Raw genomic sequence first — 23,883 nt, forward strand, 5'->3', positions numbered from 1 at the left:
CTGGGTGTATCAGGTGAGTTCCGGCAAACGGACGCGGAACGTGGTTCCGGTGCCTGTCGTGCTGGTCACATCGACGGTTCCGCCGTGCGCCTCGGCGAGCTTGCGGACGATCGCGAGACCCAGTCCGCTGCCGCCCGTGCTGCGGCTGCGCGACTTGTCCGCGCGCCAGAACCGGTCGAACACGTGCGGCAGGTCCTCCGCGGCGATACCCGATCCGGTGTCGGTCACCGTGATCACGACCTCGTCGTCCCCGGACATGCCTTCGACCCTCACCGACCCACCGGAGGGCACGTACCGCAGCGCGTTCGCCACGAGGTTGTCGAGGATCTGCCGCAACCGCAGCGCATCTGCCCGCACGAACAGCGACGGGTCCGCGGCCACCGTCAGCGCGACACCGGCCTGCGTCGCCCGTGCCTCGTGCGCCGCTTGGACCTGTTCCAAGGCCGACGCGACGTTCACCCGTTCGAGCGTCAGGCGCAACGAGCCCGCCTCGGCCACGGCGAGGTCCTGGAGATCGTCCACCACGTGCTGAAGAACGAGCGCCTCCTTGAGCAGCAACGTGATCAGCGCCGGGTCGAGGTCGCTCACCCCGTCCTCGGCCGCCTCCAGCCAGCCCCGGATGTTGCTCAACGGCGTGCGCAGCTCGTGCGCGACGTCGCCGACCATCGCCTTGCGCGCCTGCTCCAGCTGCGCCCTGGTCGCGACCATCGTGTTGAACGCCCTGGTCAGCCCCGCGATCTCGTCCTGCCCGCGCACCGGCACCGGCGGGATCTCGCTGCCACCGGACAGGTGCGTCGCCGCCGCCGTCAACGCCCGCAGCGGCCGGGTGATCCGCGCCCCGGCGAACGCCGCCACCCCGATCGCCGCCAGCAGCACCGCCGCCGCGGCGCCCATCACCCGCCAGCCGTTGCCCGACAACGAGATCGCGGCGGTCGGCAGGCCAGTGGGGTTCGTCAGGTACAGCAGGACCGGCGCCGCCACGTACGGCGTGAGCTGTTCCTTGCGCGACGCGGCGACGCACGCGGCGACGGCGGGCTCGTCCGGTGGCGGTGTGCCCGTGGACTGCTTCTGCGCGGGCGTGAAGTCGGGGTCGAGCTCCACCGCGGGCAACGAGCGGCGCGCCAGACAGGCGTTGACCAGGTCCTCCAGGTCGAGCAACGCGAAGAAGTCGGCCTGGGTGTCGAACGGCAGGTCCCGCTCCCGGCAGTCCAGGCGCGCCTGCTCCTTCTCGACCAGCCGCAGGCAGTACAGCGACCCGGTCGGGTCCTCGCGGTCGCGGAAGTCGATCGGCGTGCGGAACGGCCCCAGCACGCGCTTGTCGATCCGGTCCGCCGGCGCGCCCGGCACCAGCACCGGGTCGACCGCCAGCGGGTCCACCACCGCCGCGGCCTTCGCCGGCAGTTGGCCGCCGTCCCCGCCCCTGTCGAGGACCGTGCGACCGTCCTTGGTGACCAGCACGACGCGCCGGCCGGGGTGCTCGGCCATCAGCGACTCGACGTAACCGTCCACTTCGGACCAGTCGCGGTGCTGGGCGGCGTAGGCGAGCAACGTCGTGTAGATCTGGTGGTCCGAGGCAAGCTCACGGCCCTGCTCGCGGGCGATCGACGCCGTGGTCAGCTGCGTCGCCAGCCACGCCGTCGCGGCGATCGAGCACACCGCGATCAGCACCACCACGACGAGCAACCGCGTGAAGACGCTACGGCGCATCAGCGCGTCCTGCCGTGAGCTTGTAGCCGATGCCGTAGACGGTGACGAGGTGCGCGGGCGAACGCGGGTCGGTCTCGATCTTGCGGCGCAGGTTCTTGACGTGCGTGTCGATCGTGCGGGTGGTCAGGAAGCTGTCGATGCCGTGCATCCGCTCCAGCAGCTGCTCGCGGCTGAACACCCTGTCCACTTCGGACGCCAGCACCTCCAGCAGCCCGAACTCGCCGGGCGTGCACTCGACCAGCCCGCCGTGCACCCGCACCTCGTGCCGCAGCTGGTCGACCACGATCGGCCCGACCTGCAGCACCGGCCGCGGTTTCTCCACGGGCAGCCGCCGCAGCAACGTCCGCACACGCGCCACCAGCTCGCGCGGGCTGAACGGCTTGGTCATGTAGTCGTCCGCGCCGATCCCGAGCCCGTGCAGCAGGTCGTCCTCAGTGGACCGCGCCGTCAGCATCAGCACCAGCACGTCCGAGTCCGCCCGCAACGCCCGGCACACGTCCAGCCCGCCCAGCCCCGGCAGCATCAGGTCGAGCACCACGAGCGCGGGACCGTGCCGGCGGACCACGTCGAGCGCGTCGCGTCCGTCGTGGACGACGATCACCCGGTGGTGGTCCTGCTCCAGGTACCGGCGCACCAGCTCGGCCTGGTTCTCGTCGTCCTCCGCGACCAGGATGAGAGCGCCCACCGGCCGATCATATGGACGCCCTCGCGGCGATCACCGGTTCGACACAGGATCCTCACAAGTGCCTCCGAAGATCCACACCATGCGCAAGACAGTCATCGCGGCCACGGTGCTCGTCGTGGTCGTCCTCGCCGTGGTGCTGGTGGTGCGCGGCAGGCCACCCGAGCCCGCCGCGGCCCCCGCACCGGCGGTCAAGACCACGACGGTGCAACGGGGAGACCTCGCGAACACCCGCACGCTGCAGGCCCAGCTCGGCTTCGGCGCCGCCCGCCCGGTCAAGGGCGCCGCGGGCACCGTCACGAAGCTGCCCGCCACCGGCCAGAACACCGAGCCGGGCAAGGAGCTCTACCGCGTCGACGACCAGCCCGTCGTCGTGTTCATCGGCGCCACACCCCTGTTCCGCGCCCTCGACACCCCCGGCCTCAAGGGCTCCGACGTCGCCGTCGTGATGGACAACCTCGCCGCCCTGGGCTACTCGGTCGGCACCCGTCCCCGCGACGCCACGAAGGCCGAGCTCACCCATCGCGTCATCGACGCGGTGAAGAAGTGGCAGAAGGCCCTCGGCGTCGAGCAGACCGGCACCCTGGCGCCCGGCCGCGTGCTCGTCCTGGACCGCCCGATGCGCGTCGGCACCGTGAAGGCCCAGCTCGGCGAGCCGGCCGCGGAGGAGCTGTTCGAGCTCACGCCCACCACCCGCCTGGTGTCGCTGCAGGTGCCCGTGTCCGAGGCGGGCGTGCTGAAGGCGGACCTGCCGGTCACGATCATGCGCCCGGACAACCGCCCGGTCCCCGCCAAGGTCACCTCCGTGACGCAGGTGGCCGCCACCGCCGACAACGGCGGCAGCCCGAAGGCCGACGTCGTCATCACCCCGGACAACCCCGCGGACGTCGGCGACCTGGACACCGCCCCCGTCCGCCTGATGGTCACGACCGAGAGCCGGACCGGCGTGCTGACCGTGCCGCTGGCCGCCCTGATCGCGCTGAAGGAGGGCGGCTACGCCGTGCAATTGCCGTCCGGTGCCCTGAAGGCCGTGAAGACCGGCCTGTACTCGCAGGACAAGGTCGAGATCTCCGGCGACGGCGTGACCGACGGCCTGGAAGTGGTGACGGCCCAGTGACCCCGGTGCTCGCCCTGCGCTCGGTGACCAAGCGCTACCCCGGCGGCGTGACGGCCCTGGACGACGTGTCCCTGCAGGTCGCCGCAGGGGAGCTGCTCGCGATCGTGGGCCCGTCCGGCTCCGGCAAGTCCACCCTGCTCCACCTCGTCGGCACCCTGGACCTGCCGACGTCGGGCACCGTCGAGCTCGACGGCCAGGACGTCTCCCGCCTGCCGGACCGACGCCTGTCCGCACTGCGCGGCAGCAGTCTCGGGTTCGTGTTCCAGCAGTTCCACCTCTCCGACGGCCTGACCGCGACCGAGAACGTGGCCACCGGCCTGCTCTACGCCGGCGTGCGCCGCAAGGACCGCCGCCCGCTCGCCGTGGAGGCGCTGAACCGCGTCGGACTCGGCCACCGCACCGACCACAAGCCGCAGCAGCTCTCCGGTGGCGAACGGCAGCGCGTTGCCATCGCCCGCGCCGTGGTGAACAACCCGGCCCTCGTGCTGGCTGACGAACCCACTGGCGCGTTGGACACCGCCAACGGGCTCGCGGTGCTGGAGTTGTTGCGGGAGCTCAACGGGCAGGGGACGACCATCGCGCTGATCACGCACGACCGGGACATCGCCGCGTCGTTGCCACGCCGGGTGGAATTGCGGGACGGGAGGGTCGTCGCGGACACGGGAGACAGCCGACTCGCCACCGATCCCCGGACAGCCACGACCGTCCAGTTCCCCAGGACCAAGCCATGACCCGCCTCTCCCCGGTCGACCTCCTGGCCGTCGGCTCCCTCGGCATGCGCACCCGCCGCCTCCGAGCCGCCCTCTCCGCACTCGGTATCGCCCTGGGCATCGCCACCGTCGTGGTCGTCACCGGCATCCCTGCCTCCAGTCAGCAGGCCCTGCTCGACGAACTCACCACGCTGGGCACCAACCTCCTGCGCGCCCAGCCCTCCCCGCGCCAGGACGATCCCGTGCTCCTGCCAGAGTCCTCCGTGGCGATGGTCCAGCGCATCGGCCCGGTCACCGCCGCCGCGGCGGTCGCCAACACCCACGTCCGCGTCCGCCGCAACGACCTGCTCGACCCAGGCCACAGCTCCGACATCACGGTCCTGGCCGCCACCGCGGGCCTGCTCGACACGGTGAACGGCCACGTGCAGAGCGGAGAGTTCCTGCCACGGCCGGACTTCCCGAACGTCGTCCTCGGCCACGTCGCGGCCCAGCGGCTCGGCATCCCCGACGTCGGCGAACGCCCGGCGGTGTTCGTGGGGGAGCAGTGGTTCACGGTCACGGGCGTGCTCGGCCCGATGCCGCTCGCCCCCGACATCGAACGCTCGGTGCTGGTCGGCTGGGACACCGCCCGCACGCAGCTAGGGTTCGACGGCCACCCCACGGTCGTCTACGTGAAGGCCCGCGAGGAGTCCATCGAGGACGTTCGCGCGGTCCTGCCCGCCACGCTCCACGGCGAGATCCCCGGCCTGGTGCAGGTGAGCCGCCCGTCCGACGCGCTCGCGGCCAAACGCGCCACGCAGAACTCCTACAGCGCGCTGTTCCTGGGCCTCGCGGGGGTCGCGTTGCTGGTCGGCGGGGTCGGGGTGGCGAACACGATGGTGATCTCCGTGCTCGAACGCCGCAGCGAGATCGGCCTGCGCCGCGCGCTCGGGGCCACCCGCGGCCACATCCGCGCGCAGTTCCTCACCGAGGCCGTCCTGCTGTCCGGTCTGGGAGGTCTGGCGGGCACGGCCTTGGGGGCGCTGGGGGTCGCGGGGTACGCGACCCTGCACCGCTGGCCGCTCGTCATCCCCCTCGAAGTCCTGGCCGCCGGTGTGCTCGCCGCGTTCGTCGTGGGCGCCGCCGCCGGCCTCTACCCCTCCCTCCGCGCCGCCCGGCTCACCCCGACGCAGGCGCTCGCCGCGTGACGAAAGGAAGTTCCCCGATGAAGAAGGCCACCCTGGCCCTCCTGCTGCTGCTGGCCGCGTGCGCGAAGCCCGAGACCCAGCCCCAGGTCGCCTCCATCTCGGCGCCCAGCAGCGCGTCCCCGACGTCCGCCGCGGCCCAGGAGCAACGGCCCCGCGAACGCCTCGACATGACCCCGGAGGACGTCGAGGCCCTCTACGTCCCCTACAACCAGTGCATGGCGAGCTTCGGCATGGACAAGAAGGGCCGCGCGGCCGAGGGGAGCGTCGGGCCGCAGCCGACGAAGGAGGAGCTCGACAAGGCGTTGCAGGTCTGCGAGGCGAAGACGCCCCTGCCGCCGTGGGAGAAGGACGTCACCAACCCGGAGGCCGTCGACTTCGCCAACCGCGTCGTGCAGTGCCTGCGCGGCAAGGGGGTCCGCTACGTCGAGGTCCACAACGAACCGGGCTCGGACACCGTCTCCTACGCCTTCGGCGGCCCCAACAACGACGCCGCGTCGATCTCGCTCGGCCTGGAGCACGTCAAGGACTGCGAGATCGCCAGCTCCAAGAAGTGACGCGACGGGCGGGGGCCCGTGACAGGCCCCCGCCCACCTCACGCCAGCATGTCGCGCACCAGCGGCACGACCTTCGTCCCGTACAGCTCGATGGTCCGCATCAGCGACTCGTGCGAGAGCCCGCCGATGCCGTACTTCAGGTCGAACCGGCTCGCGTCGAGCTTCTTCATGGTGCGGGCCATCTTCTCCGCGACCGTCTCCGGCGAGCCCACGAACAACGCGCCGTGCGGCCCCACCTCGTGCGCGTACGACTCCGGCGTCGGCGTGGAGAACCCCCGCGTCTTGCCGAGCCGGCCGATCACGTCGAGGTAGTGCGGCCAGAACTCCTCCCGCGCCTGCTCGTCGGTCGGCGCCACGTGACCGGGGGAGTGGATCCCGATCGGCAACGGGTCGCGGCCGAACTTCTCCAGCGCGTGCTTGTACAGCTCCGAGAACGGCGCGAACCGCCCGGGATGGCCGCCGATGATCGCGAGCATCAGCGAGAACCCGTACGACGCCGCGCGCACCACCGACTGCGGGCTGCCGCCGACGCCGATCCACGTCGGGAACGGCTCGGTGTACGGCACGACGTCCTGCTCGTGCAGCGCCGCGCGGGTCTTGCCCTGCCAGGTGATCTTGCCGCCCTTGAGCAGCTCGGCGAACAGGTGCGTCTTCTCCTCGAACAGGTCCTCGTAGTCCGCGAGGTCGTACCCGAACAGCGGGAACGAGTCCACACTGGACCCGCGGCCCAGGATGACCTCCGCGCGGCCGTCCGACAGGGCGTTGAGCGTCGAGAAGCGCTGGAACACCCGCACCGGGTCGTCCGAGCTGAGCACCGTCACCGCCGAGCCGAGGTGGATCGACGACGTGCGGGCGGCGATCGCGGCCAGCACCACGTCGGCCGCCGACAGCGGCATGTCCGGGGTGTGGTGCTCGCCGATGCCGAAGAAGTCGAGGCCGACCTGGTCGGCGAGCACGCCCTGGTCGACGAGGTCGCGGATGGTCTGGGCGTGCGTGAGCGGGGTGCCGGACGCGTCGTTGGTGACGTCGCCGAACGTGTCGAGCCCGAACGTGGTCATGACTGCTCCTCGATGATCTTCTCGAATTCCTGCCTGCGGGCCGCGACGCCGAACACCGGGCTGCCGGGTTCCAGCAGCCGTCCCGCGGCCAGGGACCCCACCGGCACCGGGTCGAACCCGATGCGTTCCAGGAACTCCGCGACGGTCTTCAGCGCGGCCGGCGCGTCACCGGCCAGGCCGACGGCGCGGCCGCCAGCGGGTTCCATGTCCTGGTAGGCGACGTGGTTGAGGGTCTTGACGACCTGGGCGCCCGCCAGCCGCCGCGCGACCTCCTCGCTCGTGCCCAGCGGCGCCTCGGCGGGCGGCCAGTGGTTCATCGAGTCGATGACGACCTTGCCGTCGAGCAGGTGGGGGTCGAGAGAGGGGAACCGGTGCCACGGGATCGCGAGCACGACGATCTCGGCGTCCGCGACGGCGTCGGCGGCGGACAGCGCCACCGCGCCGGGCGCGAGGAACTCCGTGATCATCTCGATCCGCGAGGGATCACCGGACCCCGCGATGGTCACCTCGTAGCCCGCCGCCAGGGCGAGGCGCGCGAGGACGGGACCGACGTGGCCCGCACCGAGAACAGCGATCTTCACAGCACACCCGACCTCGCTAGTTGACTTGTCATCTAGCTTAACCGGACTAGCCCCCGTTTATTCCGGTGGGGGTACCTTCAGCGGGTGTGGGCTGCGAGTGACGCGTATGAGCGTTATGTCGGCCGGTGGAGCCGGCCCGTCGCGGTGGAGTTCCTGCGCTGGCTGGCCGCGCCGCCTGGGTGGACGTGGCTCGACGTCGGCTGCGGCACGGGCGCGCTGACCGAGACCGTCCTGGCGCACGCCGGGCCTGCCGTGATCACCGGCGTCGACCCGTCCGAGGGCTTCCTGGACCGCGCCCGGCAGCGCGTTCCCGACGCCGCGTTCGAGGTCGGCGACGCCACCGACCTGGGTGGACGCACGGCCGACGTCGTGGTCAGCGGGCTCGTGCTCACGTTCGTGCCCGACGCGGCCCAGGCGGTCGCGGAGTTCGCCCGTGCCGCTCCGTACGTGGGTTCCTACGTGTGGGACTACACGACCGGCATGCAGATGATGCGGCTGTTCTGGGACGCCGCCCGCGACGTCGACCCGGCGGCCGCAGCCCACGACGAAGGGCTGCGCTTCGGCGACGTGAGCGGCGCCGACCCGTTGCGCGCGTTGTGGACCGGCGCCGGACTGCGCGACGTCGAGGTGACGGGCATCGTCGTGCCCACGGTGTTCCGCGACTTCGCCGACTTCTGGGAACCGTTCCTCGGCGGCACGGGCGCGGCGCCGGCCTACGCGGCGAAGCTGCCGCCGGAGCAGCTCGACGCCGTGCGCGACCTGCTCCGCTCCCGTCTGCCCGCGCAAGGCCCGATCGAGCTGACCGCGCGGGCCTGGGCCGTCAGAGGTTCGCGCTGAGGAACCGCTCCAGGTGCGGGTTCACGTCCGCCGCGTGCGTGAGGCTCAGGAAGTGCGCGCCGCCCTCGACGAGGACGAGAGGCTCGGCCTTGGGCAGTGCCGCGACCAGGGCCTCGGCCTTCGCGACCGGGTAGGCGAGGTCGGCGGTGCCGTGCAGCACGAGCGCGGGCACCTCGATCGCCGCGACCCGGTCCAGCACGCCCTCACGGCCCACCAGGGCGTTCATGATCAGCCGCAGTCGCTCCGGCGGGATCTCGCCCCACTTCGGCGTCCACTCGGACGGGTCGTAGTCGCCCAGGCAGATCTTCGCGACGGCCTCGATCACCGTCTCCGGGCCCTGCGCGATCCACACCTCGGCGAGCTGCTGGTAGGCGGCGGAGATCTGCTCGTCCTCCGTCTCGCCGGAGGTCCCGAGCAGCATCAGCGCCGTGACCCGTTCCGGCGCCAGCAACGCCATCCGCAGCGCCACGAACCCGCCCTGACTCGTGCCGGCGACGGCCGCGCCGCCGATCTCCAGCTCGTCGAGCACGGCCAGGGTGTCGCGGGCGACGTCCCAGTGGTCGAACGGCGCGCCGGCGGGCGTGGCACCGTGGCCGCGTTCGTCGATCGCGACCAGCCGGTAGCGCTCGCCCAGGGCCGCGACCTGCGGCGCCCACATCGACGCGTCCATCAGGAAGCTGTGCAGCAGCACGACCGCCGGGCCGTCACCGCCGTGGTCCACGTAGGACACCTGTTGCCCGTCGGCGGTGGTCACCGTAGTCATGCCGTACACCTCGTCCCGCATAGTGGATCTTCAGCACCGCCTGCCCGATCCGCTCTACCCTGCCCGGATGCGACAAGTGTTCAGGGGCGCGGTGCTGCTCCTGCTGCTGTTGATCGTCGTCCCCGCACCGGCGACGGCGCAACAACAACCACCGGTGGTGAAGGTCGGCACCGAGGGCACCTACCCGCCGTTCTCCTTCCACGACCCCCAGAGCCAGGAACTGACCGGCTACGACATCGAGGTCGTCAAGGCGATCGCCGCGAAGGCCGGCTGGAAGCTCGAGTTCGTCGAGACCCAGTGGGACGCGATCTTCCCCGCCCTCGACTCCGGCCGCATCGACCTGATCGCCAACCAGGTGTCGCGCAACCCCGAACGCGCCGCGAAGTACGGCCTGTCCACCACCTACACCTTCTCCCGCGGTGTGGTCGTGCGCCGCACCGGAGACGACCGGATCAAGTCGCTGGCGGACCTGCGCGGCAAGACCACCGCCCAGTCCAGCACCAGCAACTGGGCCAAGGTCGCCCGCGACGCCGGCGCCAACGTCGAGGCCGTCGAAGGCTTCGCCCAGGCCGCCGCGCTGCTGCAACAGGGCCGCGTGGACGCGATCGTCAACGACAACATCGCCGTCCTCGACTACCTCGCCACCACCGGCTCGAAGGAAGTCGAGATCGCGGGCGACGCGGGCGAGTCCGGCAGCGAACAGGTGCTGGCGCTGCGCAAGGCCGACTCGGCACTGCTGTCCCAGACGAACACCGCGATCGACGCGCTCAAGGCCGACGGCACGTTGCGCGGCATCTCGCAGAAGTACTTCAAGGCCGACGTGTCCGTCGCGGACGGCGGCGCGGCCGACCTGTCCGAGGGCCGGGGCCCGCGCAGCACCTGGGAGATCCTCGGTGCCACGGCGTGGCCGATGTTCGTGGGCCTGGTCAAGGTCACCATCCCGCTGACCGCGCTGTCGTTCGCCATCGGCCTGGTCCTGGCGCTGCTGGTGGCGTTGGCGCGGATCTCGCCCTACAAGGTGCTCTCCGGCCTGGCGCGCGCGTTCATCTCCATCATCCGCGGCACCCCGTTGCTGCTGCAGCTGTTCATCGTCTTCTACGGACTGCCGCAGATAGGCCTGAAGTTCCCGCCGTTCACCGCCGCCGTGGTCGCCTTCTCGCTGAACGTCGCGGGCTACGCGGCCGAGGTGATCCGTTCGGCGATCCTGTCCGTGCCGCGCGGCCAGTTCGAGGCGGCGTCCACCATCGGCCTCGGCTACGCGCAGACGTTGCGCCGCATCGTGCTGCCCCAGGCCGCCAGAACCGCCGTGCCCCCGCTGTCCAACACGCTGCTGTCGTTGCTGAAGGACACCTCGCTGGGCTCGGTCGTGCTGCTGACCGAGCTCTTCCGCGAGTCCCAGCTGGCCGCGGCCGAGAGCAACGAGTTCCTCGCCCTCTACGCGTTCGCGGGGCTCTACTACTGGGTGATCTGCGTGGCGCTGTCCGCCGGGCAGAAACGACTGGAGACCAGGCTGAACAGGTACGTGATCGCATGAGCGACATCCGCATCGACGTCACCGGGCTGCACAAGTCGTTCGGCGAGCTGAACGTGTTGCGCGGCATCGACTTCAGCACCCCGCGCGGCACCTCCACCGTCCTGCTGGGACCGTCCGGCTCCGGCAAGACCACCCTGCTGCGCTCGCTCAACGCCCTCGACACCCCCGACAGCGGCGTGGTCCGCATCGACGACGTGTCGGTCGACTTCTCCGCCCTGCCTCCGGGCAAGGCGGGCCGGGCCGAGAGCGCGCGGCTGCGGGCGCAGAGCGGCATGGTGTTCCAGTCGCACAACCTCTTCCCGCACCGCACGGTCCTGCAGAACCTGACCGAGGGCCCGGTCGTCGCCCAGAAGCGCCCGCTGGAGGAAGTCACCGCCGAAGCCCGCGTTCTGCTCGATCAGGTGGGACTGGCGGACAAAGCTGATTCGTATCCGTACCAGCTTTCCGGCGGTCAGCAACAACGCGTCGGGATTGCCCGCGCGCTGGCGTTGAAACCGCGCGTGGTGTTGTTCGACGAACCCACCTCGGCACTCGACCCGGAACTGGTGGGGGAGGTGCTGGCCGTGATCAAGGACCTGGCCTCGCAGGGATGGACGACGGTCATCGTCACGCACGAGATCCGGTTCGCCGAGAAGGTCGCTGACCAGGTGTTGTTCCTGGACGGCGGCGTGATCGTGGAGCACGGGCCGCCCGCTCGGGTGATCGCGGACCCGCAGGAAGAACGCACGCGGCGATTCCTCAAGCGGGTCCTGGAACACGACTGAAATGATTCTTGAGGATAGGCTCGCCTAATTCCACTCGAATTGCGGGGCTCCTGCCGCGGTGGCATCGTCCGGTTCACCGAACCTTTCCCACCACGGCAGGAGCGGACATGACCACACTCGAGAACCCGGCGATGCCCGCAGTCCACGACTGCACCGTGAGCGACTGCTCCTACAACCACGACGGCTGCCACGCGTTCGCGATCACCGTGCGCGGCGACAACGGTGCGGCCGACTGCGGCACGTTCATCCCGCTGGGCACGAAGGGCGGTCTGGACAAGGTGGTCGCGCGGGTGGGTGCCTGTTCCCGCACCGACTGCACGCACAACGCCTCGCTGGAGTGCACGGCGCAGAGCGTGCGAGTCGGTCAGGGTGAAGGCGACCACCACGCGAACTGCCTCACGTACCAACCGCGTTAGACCTCCTCGTCCTTGCGGTCGACGGCCCGGCCGAGCTCCCGCAGGCCGACGTTGACGGCGATGATCGCCACCGTGCCGGCCGCCGCGACGACGTGCAGGCCGGCGCCCGCCAGCGAGCCCACCGCGGCCGCGCACCACAGCGTGGCCGCGGTGTTCAGGCCCCGCACCGAGAGTCCGTCGCGCAGGATCACGCCCGCGCCGAGGAAACCGATGCCGGAGACCACCTGTGCGGCGACGCGCGTGGGGTCGCCCTGGCCGTCGAAGCCTTGCGCGGACAGCAGGACGAACAGTGCGGCACCGACGGCCACCAGGGCGTTGGTGCGCAGGCCCGCCATGCGCGAGCGGTACTGCCGTTCGAAACCGATCAGCGCGCCGAGGCCCATGCTCTCGGCGATGCGCAGGGTCATGTCGAAGACGTGCATCGTGTGACTCCCCTTGTGTTGCAGGGGTGTGCGTCACACGCCAGAACTGCGAGCGTGCCCTAAAAAGGGTTCCGCGAGGTGAAAGACCTGCGCGGGCTACTGTCGCCTGGCATGTGTCGCTCACCTCGCTTCCTGTGTCTGGTTGGTAAGACCGAGGAGTCACTGTACTGAACCGGGCGTGAGCCCCGGGTGAGAGTGGGACGCGCGTCTCAGTCCCAGTGGAAGGTGTTGTGCTCGAACACCAGCCGCCGCGCGCTCTCGCCGCGCAGCGCGCGCAGGGTGTCGTCGAGCATCGCGGTCACGTTGGGCCACAACGGTTCGCTGTCCGCGCCGCTGTACTTGTCCCACTCCATCACGCATCCGTGCCGCGGCCCGCCGCGCAGGTCGGCGAACAGCTCGTGCCCGGAGCCGTCGGCCGCCACGGGAAGCCAGGCGGGCAGCCAGATGTCCACGCACGGAGTGCCGGCCGGTTCCCTCAGCGCGGCCTTCTCGTAGTCCTTCTCCTCGCCCAGGGTGGAGAAGGCGATGCCGCTGATCGCCTCTGTCATCAGCGTGCGGACGTGCAGCGACCGGTCGAGGCCGTGGGGCTGCCAGAGCTCGGGGATGAGCGGCCACTGGCTGTACGTCTCGCCGATGCCGCCGAACTGGCGCCACCACGCGGTGAGGTCGGCGGGCAGCGCGTAGCCGATCTCCTCCTCGGCGTCCGCGACGTCCGCGGCGGTCGAAGGCGGGAGCAGCGCCGCGTACAGGGTCGGGGCGCGGTCGGCGGTCCAGCGCTCGATGTCGGTCCAGCTCACGCGCGGAACTAAAGCATGGCCAGCGGCGAGGGCCCAGCAGGGGGAGGGAAGGCCCTGTCGAGTTCGGACAGATCCTCGGTGGTGAGCTCGAGCTCCAACGCCCCTGCGTTCTCCCGGACATGTTCGGCCGTGCCCGCCTTCGGGATCGCGTTCACGTACGGCAGGCGCAGCACCCACGCCAGCGCCACCTGGGCCGGCGTGGCGTCGTGCCGGGCCGCGACCGTGGCCAGCGCGGGGGAGCCGAGCAGCCTGCCCTGTTCGACGGGGGAGTAGGCCATCACCGGGATGCCGGTGGAGGCGTGCCACGGCAGCAGGTCGTGCTCGGGGCCGCGGCGGCTGAGGTTGTAGAGGATCTGGTTGGTCTGGCAGGAGCCCGGCAACGCCGTCAGCTCGAGCATGTCGTCCAGGTCGAGGTTGCTGACGCCCCAGTGCCGGATCTTGCCCGCGGCCTGCAGCGCCGCGAACCCTTCCACGGTCTCGGCGAGCGGGATGCCGCCGCGCCAGTGCAGCAGGTAAAGGTCGAGCCGGTCGGTGCCGAGCCGGCGCAGGGAGGCCTCGCACGCGCGCACGGTCCCGGCCGCGGAGGCGTTGGACGGCAGCACCTTCGACACGAGGAACACCTCGTCGCGCCGGCCCGCGACGGCCTCGCCCACGAGCGTCTCGGACGCGCCGGAGCCGTACATCTCGGCCGTGTCGACCAGGGTCAGGCCCAGGTCGAGGCCGGTGCGCAGGGCGTCGATCTCGTCGGCACGCCGGTCGCGGTCCTCGGCCATCTTCCAGGTGCCCATGCCGAGGGCGGGGACGGTCTCGCCGGAGGGGAGCAGTACGGTCATGCTCCCCAGCCTGCCCGGTACGTTGGTCTGATGCGACGTGCGGGCCCGATCCTGTTGGTGCTGCTCGTCGTCGCCCTGGCGGTCGCGGCCCAGCTCGTGGACCTGCCCGACGGCACACAACTGCGTGCGCTCGTGGACGGTGCGGGGAACGCGGCGCCGTTCGCGTTCGTGGCGGTGTGCGCGCTCGGCACGGCGGTGTTCTTCCCGAAACCGGTGCTCGCCACGGCGGCGGGGCTGCTGTTCGGCGTCGGCTGGGGGAGCGCGCTCGCGATCGCGGGCTTCACGGCGGGCGCGATGATCGCGTTCACGATCGCCCGCGGACTCGGCCGCGACACGGTCAAGGGCTGGCTCGGGGAGCGGCTCGCGGTGCTCGAACGGGTCTTCGCCCGGCGCGGGATCGAGGCCACGCTCGTGCTCAGGCTGTTGCCGGTCCTGCCGTTCACGCTGGCGAACTACGGCGCGGGCGTCACGTCGGTCAAGGGGAGGCACTTCGCTCTCGGCACCGCTCTCGGGCTGGTGCCCTCGACCGTGCTCGCCGCCGTGCTGGGAGACGCGCTGAGCGATCTCGGCTCACCGCGCTCGATCGCCGCGTTGGCGATCTGGGCCGTACTGGCGGCCGTGGGCCTGTGGTGGGGCCGGAACTTGATCACAGCGGCCGCACGGGCCTCCTAGGGGCCCGCACGAGGTGCGCAAAAAGCCGCCCCGGCGGGAGACCGGGACGGCTTGAAGCGTCTGCGAACCTGCTGACCGAAGATCAGGCCGTGCGGGTGCGGCGTCCGCGAAGCTCTTCGAGGCGCTCATCGAGCAGCTCTTCGAGCTCGGGGATCGACCGGCGCTCCAGGAGCATGTCCCAGTGCGTGCGCGGCGGCTTGACCTTCTTCACCTCCGGCTCGACGCCGTCGATGATCTTCGACTCTGTGCCGTGGAGACGGCATTCCCAGGTCGGCGGCAGCTCGGCGTCGTCGGAGAACGGGACCTCGAAGTCGTGTCCCTTCGGGCAGGCGTACCGCGCTGCCCGGCGCGGAGCGAGATCGTGGTTGCGGTCGGTCTCGTAGCTGACTGCTCCGAGCCGGCTTCCACGCAAAACGCGGTCGGCCATGGCGGTGTCCTTTCGCTCGGCTCAGGGCCGGGGCCCAGGCTTCTTGCTCACCGTGTGCAACGCCCGGATTGCTCCGTTTGTTTCCGGTTCGCTCTCATGGTCGCCCACAGTGACGTCGTTCACTCGTCAACGAAGGCTTCCTACTAATGGATGCGATCGCCACAGGATCGTGACGCGTTATCAAGCTCCTGCGCTCATGCATCACTCTAATGGCCCAGTGGGGGCTGTGGGTAGTCGCCTAGGCCAACCGAAGCTGACCACTTTGTGCGACGTCAGGGCCCAGGTCGCCCAATCGAAAGTGACGCCTGCACAACACCTGATAACGGACAGTAGTTTCCGTGGCGTCGGTTACACCGTTGCTCTCTGTACCCGATTGGTGCTGTTCCGTGTCCGTCGCGGTATCTGCGACCAGAACCGTGTCGCCGGCGCGGATCACCCGTCCGGCCCGCACCCGCGCGTTGAAGCGTCCGGGCACCCCGCACCAGCACAGCACCTCGACCTGGATCGCGTGCAGTTCGTCGGCGAGCTCGAACAGCCGCCGCGAGCCGGGGAACATGTCGCCGCGGAAGTCCGTGGCGAGCCCGAAGCAGTACACGTCGACCTGGACGTCGTCCGCGAGCTCCGCCAGCTGGTCGACCTGGCCGGGGGAGAGGAACTGCGCCTCGTCCACGATCAGGTAGTCCACCCGCCGGCCCAGCGCCCACTCCGAGCGCACCATCTGGCGGAGATCGTCGTCGCTGATCTCCGCGGCCTCGCGCGTGATGCCGATGCGGCTGGAGATCTGCGGCTTGCCTGACCGGTCGTGCCGCACCAGCAGCAGGCCGCGCCGGCCCTGGCGGGAGTTGTTGTGGTCGATCTGGAGCGCGAGCGTCGACTTGCCGCAGTCCATCGGACCGAAGAAGAACTTGAGGTGCCCGACCACCGGCGTCGAGCGCCGGGAACCAGCGACAGGGACTGCGGAGAGGGCGTCTGTCGGATCGGGGAGGGCGTCCACGGCGGGTCACCCTAGTGCCTGGATCCCGATCATGAGGAATCCCCACGGTGTGCGCCTCCCCTCGATGGTGTGTTTCGGCCGCTACCTGCCATTTCGGACGACATAGCCGCTGTGGGGGACCTTCAAACATCATCTCGACTCGGATCACTCGATAGTTTCAGTGCAGGCTGAGGTGAGGCCTCGTGCCGAGGGGTGACGAGGGTGGAACGGGACGTTCGGGAAGGCCTCGACGAGGCGAGGCCGCGAGAAGTGGGTGCCCGCAGCCGGGGGAGAGGTGGAGGGAAGGGAGGTGAGGGAGAGGACGGGTTCGTGGCGAACGCGCCTCGTCCAGGCCGGGCTCGACGCGAACGGAGGCCGGGCTTGTTGCGAACGGCCGGCTCGGGCTGGCGGTTCTTGTCGCTCAGTGCGGCACGCTTGCCTGCGAACGTGGGGGACGGACCGCCTCACACCGACCCGAACCCCAGCTCGAAGCGCTCGATAACTTCAGTGCTGCCTGAAGTCAACCTTTCGGCTGGCATCCGCTTCCCGATATACCTCGCGCCGCGATATATTCAGCGACATGAGTGGTCGGGTCATGTCCGAGCAGACGTTTCTGGTGCTCACCGCGCTGGCGGAGGAGCCCTTGCACGGGTACGCGATCGTGCAGGCGGTGGAGCAGCTGTCCGAGGGGCGGATGGTGTTGCGGGTCGGCACGCTGTACGGGGTGCTGGACCGGTTGGTGGCGGACGGGCTCGCCGAGCGCGACCGCGAGGAGATCCACCAGGGGCGGCTGCGGCGCTACTACAAGCTCACCGACTCCGGTGTGCGGGCGCTGCAGGCGGAGGTCGCACGGCTGAGCGCGAACGTGCGCGCGGCGAGTGCGGTGCTGAGGGGGAGGGGTGTCCAGACGTGGTCGAGCCGGGCGTGAGCAATCTGGAGCGGCGGTACCGGGCACTGCTGGGCGTGTTGCCCCGGTGGTACCGGCAGGACCGCGAGGAGGAGATGGTCGGGATCTTCCTGGCCGAGCGCGACGACGAGCTCGACCTGGAGCACAGCTGGCCGGGGTGGGGGGAGACGGGCGCGATCCTCGCGCTGTCGGTGCGCACGCACCTCGCGGCGGGGGCGGGGATGAGCAGCGTCCCGGCGAAGGTGGTGTGGCGGGGCGAGGTCGTGCGGGCGCTGGGGATGCTCGGGTTGTTGCTGGGGCTGTTCTACGCGACGGCGGCGGTCGTGGGCCTCGCCGTGGGGTTCGGTGGCCCGTACCAGCAGGACGTCGCCTGGTGGCGGGTGCTGGAGCTGGGGCCGTTCGTGGCGTTCGGGGCGTTGCTGGGCGGGCGGCGGACGCTCGCGAAGGTGGCGGCGGGTGCGCCCGTGCTGCTGGCGGTCGTCTCGCTGGGGCAGCCCGGGTACCTGCTGACGTGGAGCGTGTTCCAGCTGCCGTCGCTGGTGACGTTCGTGTGCCTGTGCCTCGGGTTTCACCGGGAGGCGCCGACGCCGCCGGCGCGGCGGCTGCTGTGGTGGGGCGGGGGAGCGGTGCTGCTCGGTGTGGTCGGCGGTGTCTCCGCGGGGGCGGGGATGCTGACGGTCGGGCTGGTCACCGTGGTCGTGCGGGTGGTGGCGTTCCTGCGGGACGATCCGGTGCTGGGGCGGGCGTTGTCGTTGTTCGCGGTGCTGCAGCTGGTGCCGTTGCTGTACCTGGTGATCCCGTCCGGTGGGTTCGTCGTGCCGGCGGGTGTGCTGGCGCTGTTGCTCCTGCTGTCCGCGGTGGCGCCGGTGCGGAGGCGGGCGCAGAGGGTCCAGGCGTGAGAACGGGCGGTGCCGCGGCGAAGCGGCACCGCCCGCGGTGGTCGGGAGGATCAGACGAGTGCGGGTTCCTCGTTGCCCACGGCCTTGATGGCGCGGCGGACGGGCACGAAGATCAGCAGGACGAACCCGGCGACGAAGAAGATGATCAGGGCCAGGATGGCGGGCCGCAGGCTGCCGGTGGCCTGGCCGACGCCGGCGAACACCAGCGGGCCGAGCCAGCTGGTGGAGCGCTCGCCGACCTCGTAGAGCGAGAAGTACTGGGCCTCGCGGCCGGGCGGCACCATCTGGCTGAACAGGCTGCGGGACAGGGCGTTCGTGCCGCCGAGCACGATGCCGATGCCCGCGGCGACGAGGTAGAACGAGGTCTCGTCGCCTGCCTCGACGAAGAACGCCGCGGTGATCACGACGATCCACACGACCAGGGAGCCGAGGATCGTCTTCTTGGCGCCGACGCGCTTGGCGACGTAGCCGTGCAGGACGCCGCCGATGAAGGCGACGAACTGGACGATGAGGATGACGGTGATCAGCGTCTGCTGGGTGAACTTGAGCTCGACGCTGCCGTACTGGGCGGAGACGTTGGCGACGGTGGCGATGCCGTCGGTGTAGATCAGGTAGGTGCCGAGGAACGCGAGCGTGAGAGGGAAGGCCTTGGCCTGCCTCAGGGTCGTGCCGAGCTCCTTGAAGCCTGCGGAGATCACCGAGGCGCCGTGTTCGCCGCCGTGCGGGCGCTGGTGCTCGGTGAGGGCGCGCAGCGGGATGATCGTGAAGGCGGCCCACCAGATGCCGGAGATGACGAACGCGATGCGCGCGGCGTCGCCGGAGGTGATGCCGAGGGAGTCGGCGGACAGGGTGATGCCGAGCTGGATGGCGAGGGCGACGCCGCCGCCGAGGTAGCCGAAGGCCCAGCCGCGGCTGGAGACGGCGTCGCGTTCGTCGGGGGTCGCGATCTCGGGGAGGAAGGCGTAGTAGACGACGACGCTGGCGCCGTAGCAGATGTTGGCGATGATGAAGAAGAAGACGCCGAGCTTCCAGTTGGTGCCTTCGACGGCGGCGAGCGCGATGGTGGCGGCGGAGCCGGTGAAGGCGAAGGCGCCGAGCATCTTCTTCTTGTTCTGGGTGCGGTCGGCGATGGCGCCCATGACGGGCAGCACGATCACCTGGACCACGGTGGCGATGGAGAGCAGGTAGCCCCACAGCGAGCCGGAGGGGAACTGCAGGCCGAGGATCGTGACGTCGCAGTGGTCGAAGGCGTTGTCGTTCGCGCACGGGTTGGCCCCGTTGAGCGCGGTGTCGGCCTTGGCGGCGTTGGTCGCGATGCTCGTGAGGTACAGCGAGAGGAAGACGGTGATCACCGACGTGGGGAACACGGAGTTCGCCACGTCGTACCAGACCCAGCCGCGTTGTTCTTTCTTGCGGCGCCCGGCGGTGTTGGCGTCGGCGGTGTCGTCGCCCGTGCTCTTCATGTCGGCGGACTGTACTTGTCCGCCGACGGGGCCGATGATCTACTGCCCAACCTGTTACCAGCTGTTGCGCGACTGGAGAACTTCGCGCAGGACGTCGGGCCTGTCGGTGACGAGTCCGTCCACTCCGAGATCGAGAAGCGCGCGCATGTCGGCTTCGTCGTCGATGGTCCAGACGTGGACTTCGAGGGCTCTGCGGTGGGCTGCCTGGACGAAGCGGCGGTCGACGATCTGCAGGCGTCCCTGGCTGACGGGGACCTGGGCGACCTGGCCGCGGACGGCGAGTCCGGCGAGGGGGAGGCGGCCGGCGGCCCAGAGGGCGCCGGCGGAGCGAGGGCCCATGGAGGTGAGCAGTTCCGGTCCGGCGATCCTGCGCAGGCGGGCGAGACGGTTGTCGGAGAAGCTCGCGAGGCAGACGCGGTGCAGTGACTTGGCTTTGCGCAGCAGGGTGATGATGGGTTCGACGGCGTTCTCGGACTTGACGTCGATGTTGAAGAACGTGTCGGGGAGTTCTTCGAGGACGTCGGCGAGGCGGGCGATGGGTTCGCGGCCGCCGACGCGGGCGTGTCGGACCTCGGTCCAGGGGAGTTCGGAGACGACGCCGTGGGCGTCGGTGGTGCGGTCGAGGGTGGCGTCGTGGTGGACGACGACGTGGCCGTCGGCGGTGGCGTGGACGTCCGTCTCGATGTAGCGGTAGCCCTCCTGCACGGCCCTGCGGAAGGAGCTCAGCGAGTTCTCCATGCCGGTGAGGTCGTCGACGTGCCAGCCGCGGTGGGCGAAGGCTCGGGGGCGTGGGCCTGCGAGGTAGGGATGTGTCACGTGGGGGAGTCTGCCTTCCGGCGGTGGCTCCGGGGTGGACGGTGGGTGGCGACACACTTTCTTCTTTGTCTCTATTTCTTCAGTGTTGCCTGAAATGAGGCCTGTCGGCCGTTCGTCCCAGCGGAACGCACTACCCTCAAACCGCCACGGAACGACGGAAGTTGATCAAACCCCACCCTGATCCGACACCAACGGCCATGCGGGTAGTGTCCGGTTCCCTACGAAGGTCGGGCTTTCTGGCGCGTCGCTGGAGACCACCCGCCACCATTCGCTACCGTCGCGCGCCATGGAGCGCTCCATGGAGGCGGATGAGCCCAGGCACTGTGCGTGGTGCGGGAGGCGGTTGCCCGGGAGCGGGCGGATCGGCCGGCCGCGGAGGTACTGCGCACAGCCGTGTCGTCAGCGCGCGTACGAGCGCAGGGCGGCGTTGCAACGTGGTGGTCTGCCGGAGGACGCGGTGGTGCTGAGCACCGCCGAGCTGGCGGATCTGCAGGACAGGTTGTTCCAGTTGCGGTGCGCCGCGGAGGATGTGGTGACGGCGGCGCAGGACGGGGCCGAGAACGAGGAGCTGAGGAAGCTGGCGGCGGAGCTGGTGGAGTCGGCGAAGGGTTTGGAGCGGCTGCGATAGCCGTTCGCACATCAGCGAACTGACCGGCGTAGCGGGTTGCTTACGTCCGGTGATCGGACGATCATGACGCGCGTGACCTCCTACTGCCGCACGGTGCTGGACCGAGCGGGTGTCGGCTATGCCGTGACGGACTCGCGCGGAAACCTGTTGTGGTGCAACCGCGCGCTGGGTGCTGTGCTGGGGGTTCCGGTCGAGCAGGCGTACGGCCGCTCGTTGCCGGCGTTGCTGCCGGGGGTGCCCGAGGTGCCGGCGCCCGTGAGGGAAGTGCTGGTGCCGGGTCCGAAGTGGCTCGAGGTGCGGTGTTCCCGGTTGGGTGACGACCTGATGTACGAGGTCGTGGACGTGTCGGCGTGGCGTGATCGTGAGTTGACGGTGACGCAGGAGGCGGACGCGTTGCGGCGGGCTCAGGCGCTGGGGCGCATGGGGACGTGGGAGTGGTCGATCCGCGAGGACCGGGTGACGTGGTCGGACACGTTGCTGGAGATGTTCGGGTTCGCGCCGGGGACGGCGTTCGACTTCGAGATGTACTCGCAGCTGGTGCACCCGGACGATCTGCCGATGATCGAGGAGACCCTCGACACCGCGCTCAAGACCGGTTCGGTGTTCACGTACACGCATCGGATGTTGCGGCCGGACGGCAAGGAGCGGGTGTTCGAGTGCTTCGGTGAGGTCGTCGTGGGGGATGACGGCACGCCGTTGCGGGCTTTGGGGACGGCGCACGACGTGACGCAGTCGTCGCGGGTGCACGACGAGCTCGTGAGGATGGCGGAGCAGGATCCGTTGACGGGTCTGCCGAACCGCCGGGCGCTGACGCGTGCGTTGGAGCAGGAGCTGGCGAACAACGGTTCTGGTGCGTTGCTGGTGCTGGATCTGGACAACTTCAAGGACGTCAACGATCTGCGTGGTCATGCGGTGGGTGACCGGGTGATGCGGATGCTGGCGTCGGCGTTGCAGTCCCGTTTGGGTGATCGGTTGATCGCTCGTCTGGGTGGTGATGAGTTCGCGGTGGTGTTGCCGGGGGCGTCGCCGAAGGACGCGTCGGAGGTCGCGGACGGGTTGCGGGACGCGGTGGCGGGTTTTCCGTTGGCGGGTATCGGGACTCCGGCGCGGATCACGGTGAGCACGGGGCTGGCGGAGTTCGGGCCGGGTGACTCGTGGGAGCTGGTGCTGGCGAACGCGGATCTGGCGTTGTACGCGTCGAAGGCGGCGGGCCGGGACCGGGTGACGGTGTACGAGCCGACGCATTACGCGGACACGGTGAAGCGGGTCAGTGTGCTGGACCGGTTGCGTGCGGCGCTGGCGGGCAACGGGCTGGCGTTGTACGGGATGCCGATGGTGGAGCTGGCGACGGGGCAGGTGCTCGGGCACGAGTTGTTGCTGCGGCTGGAGGACGGGCAGGAGCCGTATCTGGGGCCTGCGGACTTCCTGCCGGTGGCGGAGCGGTCGAACCTGATCCTGGAGGTGGACCGGTGGGTGCTGACGACGGCGATCGATGCCCTTGTGGCGCAGCCGGATCCGCGGTTGCGGTTCAACGTGAACGTGTCGGGGCGGACGCTGGAGGATCCTGACTTCGGGGACTTCGTGCTGGACAAGCTGGGGTCGGCCGGTGTCGCTCCTGGCCGGTTGGGGTTGGAGATCACCGAGACGGCGGCGGTGACGAACCTGGACGCGGCGGTGACGCTGGCGACGCAGCTGCGCAGTTTCGGGTGCCGGATCACCCTCGACGACTTCGGTTCCGGGTTCGGGTCGTTCGTGCACCTGAAGCATCTGCCGATCACGGGGATCAAGATCGACGGTGAGTTCGTGAAGGGCATCGAGACCAACGCGGCGGACGCGGTGCTGGTGTCGGGGATCGTGCAGATCGCGAACGGGCTGGGGTTGTCGTCGGTGGCGGAGTGGGTGGAGCGTCCGTCGCAGGTGGACGCTCTGCGCAAGCTCGGGGTGCGGGTGGGTCAGGGTTTTCACCTGGGCAGGCCGGTGCCGCTGCGTGACGTGGTGAGCGCGGAGCGCATGCCGCCGAATGGCGCATTGTCGTCTCAGGTGGTCGGAGCAGAGGATGGGGCGCGCTCGTGATTTCCGCCCGATGGGATGCCCGTGTCGTCTTGTGGTCTTCGTCGTCTTGAGTTGAGTGTTGCCGAGCCTGAGTCGTCGGTGGATTTTTTCGCCGGTGTTCTCGGGTGGACGGTGATCTCGGAGCCTGGTGGTTCGTTCTCGGGCTGGGTGGGTGATCGGCTGGCGGCTCAGGTCGTTGCGGGGGACCAGGGTTGGCGCGTGTTCTTCGGTGGCGATGAGCCGCGGGAGCTGAAGGCGAACTCCTCTGTGGACTCGGGCCGGGTGTTGCACGGTCCGTGGGCGCCGCCGCCGCGTGGTGGTGAGCCGTGCTGGGTCGAGCTGATGACCGAGACGGCGGAGGACGAGTACTGGGCCGCCGAGCTCGGCTGGGAGATCAAGCCGGAGTCCGAGGACTTCGTGTTGTTCACGTCGGCGCGTCACGGTGAGCCGCGTTCTGTCGCGGGCCGGTTGACGACGACGCGTGCGCAGGGTTGGCAGACGTACTTCGCGGTGGATGATCTGGCGGCGGCGTGTGCGCGGGTGTCCGAGTTGGACGGTCGGGTGCTGCTGGAGCCGACGACGGTGCCGACGGGGTTGATCGCGTCGGTCGAGGGCCCGCACGGCGGCTCGTGCGTGTTGCTGGAGTCGCCGGCGGGCTGGGGCGGGACGTGGTCTAGCTAGCGGTGGCGGGGTCGCGGTCGAGCCAGGCGATGGCGAGCAGGATCAGGCCGGTGGCGATGCTGACGCCGGAGTTGATCAGCAGGTCGGGGGTGGCCATGCCGATCTCGCGGCCCCAGTAGGTCAGTTGTGAGCCGGCGTCCCAGAACAGGTACATCAGCGCGTTGACGATGATGATCTTGCGTCGGTCAGCGGCGCGCTGCAGGCCCATCGCGATGATGGTGACGGCGATGATGAGGACGTGGTAGCCGGCGACGGCGTACCACTGGAAGTGCCGCGTGGGGGTCATCTCGCCGCCGAGGTAGGCGCGGTCGGTGAGCTCGGGGCTGAACGTGAGGACGACGGCCTGGAGCAGGTTGAACGCGATGTAGACCCACAGGACGGTCTTCATCCAGAGCTTCACGGG

The 23,883-nt window shown here is 70.1% G+C and carries 27 protein-coding genes; 14 read left to right on the forward strand and 13 right to left on the reverse strand.

Annotated features, from left to right (window positions below; all coding sequences use genetic code 11):
• Positions 1-9: 9 nt before the first annotated feature.
• Positions 10-1,707, reverse strand: coding sequence for a sensor histidine kinase (locus tag ACSHWB_RS37080; RefSeq protein ID WP_439657974.1), 1,698 nt, complete (start codon positions 1,705-1,707; stop codon positions 10-12).
• Entirely contained in the window at positions 1,697-2,392 is a 696-nt protein-coding gene (locus ACSHWB_RS37085; protein ID WP_439657975.1) for a response regulator transcription factor, read from the reverse strand. Before ACSHWB_RS37085 ends, ACSHWB_RS37080 begins: the two co-directional genes overlap by 11 nt.
• Before the next feature lie 79 nt (positions 2,393-2,471).
• Here ACSHWB_RS37085 and ACSHWB_RS37090 point away from each other — a divergent pair, with 79 nt between their 5' ends.
• The 4 genes from ACSHWB_RS37090 to ACSHWB_RS37105 are packed head-to-tail and all read left to right on the forward strand — an operon-like array spanning position 2,472 to position 5,957.
• Positions 2,472-3,506 (forward strand): peptidoglycan-binding protein, encoded by a 1,035-nt coding sequence (locus tag ACSHWB_RS37090; protein WP_439657976.1) that lies wholly within the window; start codon positions 2,472-2,474, stop codon positions 3,504-3,506.
• Positions 3,503-4,237 (forward strand): ABC transporter ATP-binding protein, encoded by a 735-nt coding sequence (locus ACSHWB_RS37095; RefSeq protein WP_439657977.1) that lies wholly within the window; start codon positions 3,503-3,505, stop codon positions 4,235-4,237. The genes ACSHWB_RS37090 and ACSHWB_RS37095 overlap by 4 nt, the downstream gene beginning before the upstream one ends.
• Positions 4,234-5,403 (forward strand): ABC transporter permease, encoded by a 1,170-nt coding sequence (locus ACSHWB_RS37100; protein ID WP_439657978.1) that lies wholly within the window; start codon positions 4,234-4,236, stop codon positions 5,401-5,403. The genes ACSHWB_RS37095 and ACSHWB_RS37100 overlap by 4 nt, the downstream gene beginning before the upstream one ends.
• A 17-nt stretch (positions 5,404-5,420) precedes the next feature.
• On the forward strand, positions 5,421-5,957 hold the full coding sequence (locus ACSHWB_RS37105) for a hypothetical protein (RefSeq protein WP_439657979.1): 537 nt from the start codon (positions 5,421-5,423) through the stop codon (positions 5,955-5,957).
• Positions 5,958-5,995: 38 nt separating this feature from the next.
• On the opposite strand, the gene ACSHWB_RS37110 is transcribed toward ACSHWB_RS37105, so the two are convergent.
• Positions 5,996-7,015, reverse strand: a complete 1,020-nt coding sequence (locus ACSHWB_RS37110) for an LLM class flavin-dependent oxidoreductase (protein ID WP_439657980.1) — start codon at positions 7,013-7,015, stop codon at positions 5,996-5,998.
• Positions 7,012-7,596 (reverse strand): NADPH-dependent F420 reductase, encoded by a 585-nt coding sequence (locus tag ACSHWB_RS37115; RefSeq protein ID WP_439657981.1) that lies wholly within the window; start codon positions 7,594-7,596, stop codon positions 7,012-7,014. The genes ACSHWB_RS37110 and ACSHWB_RS37115 overlap by 4 nt, the downstream gene beginning before the upstream one ends.
• Before the next feature lie 84 nt (positions 7,597-7,680).
• Between ACSHWB_RS37115 and ACSHWB_RS37120 the strand changes: the two genes are divergently transcribed.
• Complete coding sequence (locus ACSHWB_RS37120) at positions 7,681-8,433, forward strand: class I SAM-dependent methyltransferase (protein ID WP_439657982.1); 753 nt, start codon at positions 7,681-7,683, stop codon at positions 8,431-8,433.
• Here ACSHWB_RS37120 and ACSHWB_RS37125 read toward each other — a convergent pair.
• Positions 8,417-9,196: an alpha/beta fold hydrolase gene (locus tag ACSHWB_RS37125; protein WP_439657983.1), complete on the reverse strand. Its 780-nt coding sequence runs from the start codon at positions 9,194-9,196 to the stop codon at positions 8,417-8,419. The genes ACSHWB_RS37120 and ACSHWB_RS37125 overlap by 17 nt on opposite strands.
• A gap of 67 nt (positions 9,197-9,263) precedes the next feature.
• Between ACSHWB_RS37125 and ACSHWB_RS37130 the strand changes: the two genes are divergently transcribed.
• The 3 genes from ACSHWB_RS37130 (at position 9,264) to ACSHWB_RS37140 (ending at position 11,910) form a co-directional block, all read left to right on the forward strand.
• Positions 9,264-10,730, forward strand: coding sequence for an ABC transporter substrate-binding protein/permease (locus ACSHWB_RS37130; protein WP_439657984.1), 1,467 nt, complete (start codon positions 9,264-9,266; stop codon positions 10,728-10,730).
• Positions 10,727-11,494, forward strand: a complete 768-nt coding sequence (locus ACSHWB_RS37135) for an amino acid ABC transporter ATP-binding protein (protein WP_439657985.1) — start codon at positions 10,727-10,729, stop codon at positions 11,492-11,494. The genes ACSHWB_RS37130 and ACSHWB_RS37135 overlap by 4 nt, the downstream gene beginning before the upstream one ends.
• Positions 11,495-11,601: 107 nt before the next feature.
• Entirely contained in the window at positions 11,602-11,910 is a 309-nt protein-coding gene (locus tag ACSHWB_RS37140; RefSeq protein WP_439657986.1) for a DUF1540 domain-containing protein, read from the forward strand.
• On the opposite strand, the gene ACSHWB_RS37145 is transcribed toward ACSHWB_RS37140, so the two are convergent.
• The 3 genes from ACSHWB_RS37145 to ACSHWB_RS37155 all read right to left on the reverse strand — a co-directional run bounded on the left by ACSHWB_RS37145 (position 11,907) and on the right by ACSHWB_RS37155 (position 13,962).
• A complete protein-coding gene (locus ACSHWB_RS37145) occupies positions 11,907-12,332 on the reverse strand; it encodes an MgtC/SapB family protein (protein WP_030466138.1) in 426 nt (141 codons plus the stop codon). The genes ACSHWB_RS37140 and ACSHWB_RS37145 overlap by 4 nt on opposite strands.
• Positions 12,333-12,541: 209 nt before the next feature.
• Positions 12,542-13,129 (reverse strand): SMI1/KNR4 family protein, encoded by a 588-nt coding sequence (locus tag ACSHWB_RS37150; RefSeq protein WP_439657987.1) that lies wholly within the window; start codon positions 13,127-13,129, stop codon positions 12,542-12,544.
• An 8-nt stretch (positions 13,130-13,137) separates the two neighbouring features.
• Positions 13,138-13,962: an aldo/keto reductase gene (locus ACSHWB_RS37155; protein WP_439657988.1), complete on the reverse strand. Its 825-nt coding sequence runs from the start codon at positions 13,960-13,962 to the stop codon at positions 13,138-13,140.
• A 30-nt stretch (positions 13,963-13,992) separates the two neighbouring features.
• Here ACSHWB_RS37155 and ACSHWB_RS37160 point away from each other — a divergent pair, with 30 nt between their 5' ends.
• A complete protein-coding gene (locus ACSHWB_RS37160; protein WP_439657989.1) occupies positions 13,993-14,634 on the forward strand; it encodes a TVP38/TMEM64 family protein in 642 nt (213 codons plus the stop codon).
• Between the two features lie 82 nt (positions 14,635-14,716).
• Here the strand turns inward: ACSHWB_RS37160 and ACSHWB_RS37165 are convergent, their stop codons facing one another.
• Both ACSHWB_RS37165 and ACSHWB_RS37170 read right to left on the reverse strand, forming a co-directional pair.
• Positions 14,717-15,061, reverse strand: a complete 345-nt coding sequence (locus tag ACSHWB_RS37165) for an RNA polymerase-binding protein RbpA (RefSeq protein WP_030466135.1) — start codon at positions 15,059-15,061, stop codon at positions 14,717-14,719.
• A gap of 238 nt (positions 15,062-15,299) precedes the next feature.
• Positions 15,300-16,055: a thymidine kinase gene (locus ACSHWB_RS37170; protein ID WP_439657990.1), complete on the reverse strand. Its 756-nt coding sequence runs from the start codon at positions 16,053-16,055 to the stop codon at positions 15,300-15,302.
• Between the two features lie 559 nt (positions 16,056-16,614).
• Here ACSHWB_RS37170 and ACSHWB_RS37175 point away from each other — a divergent pair.
• Positions 16,615-16,962 (forward strand): PadR family transcriptional regulator, encoded by a 348-nt coding sequence (locus ACSHWB_RS37175; protein ID WP_439657991.1) that lies wholly within the window; start codon positions 16,615-16,617, stop codon positions 16,960-16,962.
• Positions 16,959-17,840, forward strand: a complete 882-nt coding sequence (locus ACSHWB_RS37180; RefSeq protein ID WP_439657992.1) for a hypothetical protein — start codon at positions 16,959-16,961, stop codon at positions 17,838-17,840. The genes ACSHWB_RS37175 and ACSHWB_RS37180 overlap by 4 nt, the downstream gene beginning before the upstream one ends.
• A gap of 50 nt (positions 17,841-17,890) precedes the next feature.
• Here ACSHWB_RS37180 and ACSHWB_RS37185 read toward each other — a convergent pair whose 3' ends face one another.
• Both ACSHWB_RS37185 and ACSHWB_RS37190 read right to left on the reverse strand, forming a co-directional pair.
• On the reverse strand, positions 17,891-19,303 hold the full coding sequence (locus ACSHWB_RS37185; protein WP_439657993.1) for an MFS transporter: 1,413 nt from the start codon (positions 19,301-19,303) through the stop codon (positions 17,891-17,893).
• A 54-nt stretch (positions 19,304-19,357) separates the two neighbouring features.
• Positions 19,358-20,119 (reverse strand): glycerophosphodiester phosphodiesterase, encoded by a 762-nt coding sequence (locus ACSHWB_RS37190; RefSeq protein WP_439657994.1) that lies wholly within the window; start codon positions 20,117-20,119, stop codon positions 19,358-19,360.
• 286 nt (positions 20,120-20,405) lie between these two features.
• Between ACSHWB_RS37190 and ACSHWB_RS37195 the strand changes: the two genes are divergently transcribed.
• The 3 genes from ACSHWB_RS37195 to ACSHWB_RS37205 all read left to right on the forward strand — a co-directional run bounded on the left by ACSHWB_RS37195 (position 20,406) and on the right by ACSHWB_RS37205 (position 23,480).
• The gene (locus ACSHWB_RS37195; RefSeq protein ID WP_030475304.1) at positions 20,406-20,747 is read left to right on the forward strand and encodes a hypothetical protein; all 342 of its coding nucleotides are present in this window, start codon (positions 20,406-20,408) and stop codon (positions 20,745-20,747) included.
• Positions 20,748-20,819: 72 nt separating this feature from the next.
• Entirely contained in the window at positions 20,820-22,820 is a 2,001-nt protein-coding gene (locus ACSHWB_RS37200; protein ID WP_439657995.1) for a putative bifunctional diguanylate cyclase/phosphodiesterase, read from the forward strand.
• Positions 22,821-22,835: 15 nt separating this feature from the next.
• Positions 22,836-23,480 carry a VOC family protein gene (locus ACSHWB_RS37205; protein ID WP_439657996.1) on the forward strand — a complete coding sequence of 215 codons (645 nt, stop codon included), beginning with the start codon at positions 22,836-22,838 and terminating at the stop codon, positions 23,478-23,480.
• On the opposite strand, the gene ACSHWB_RS37210 is transcribed toward ACSHWB_RS37205, so the two are convergent.
• Positions 23,473-23,868, reverse strand: coding sequence for a hypothetical protein (locus tag ACSHWB_RS37210; RefSeq protein WP_439657997.1), 396 nt, complete (start codon positions 23,866-23,868; stop codon positions 23,473-23,475). The genes ACSHWB_RS37205 and ACSHWB_RS37210 overlap by 8 nt on opposite strands.
• Positions 23,869-23,883: the final 15 nt, after the last annotated feature.

The organism is Lentzea sp. HUAS TT2 (assembly GCF_051853195.1).
Lineage (GTDB): Bacteria > Actinomycetota > Actinomycetes > Mycobacteriales > Pseudonocardiaceae > Lentzea.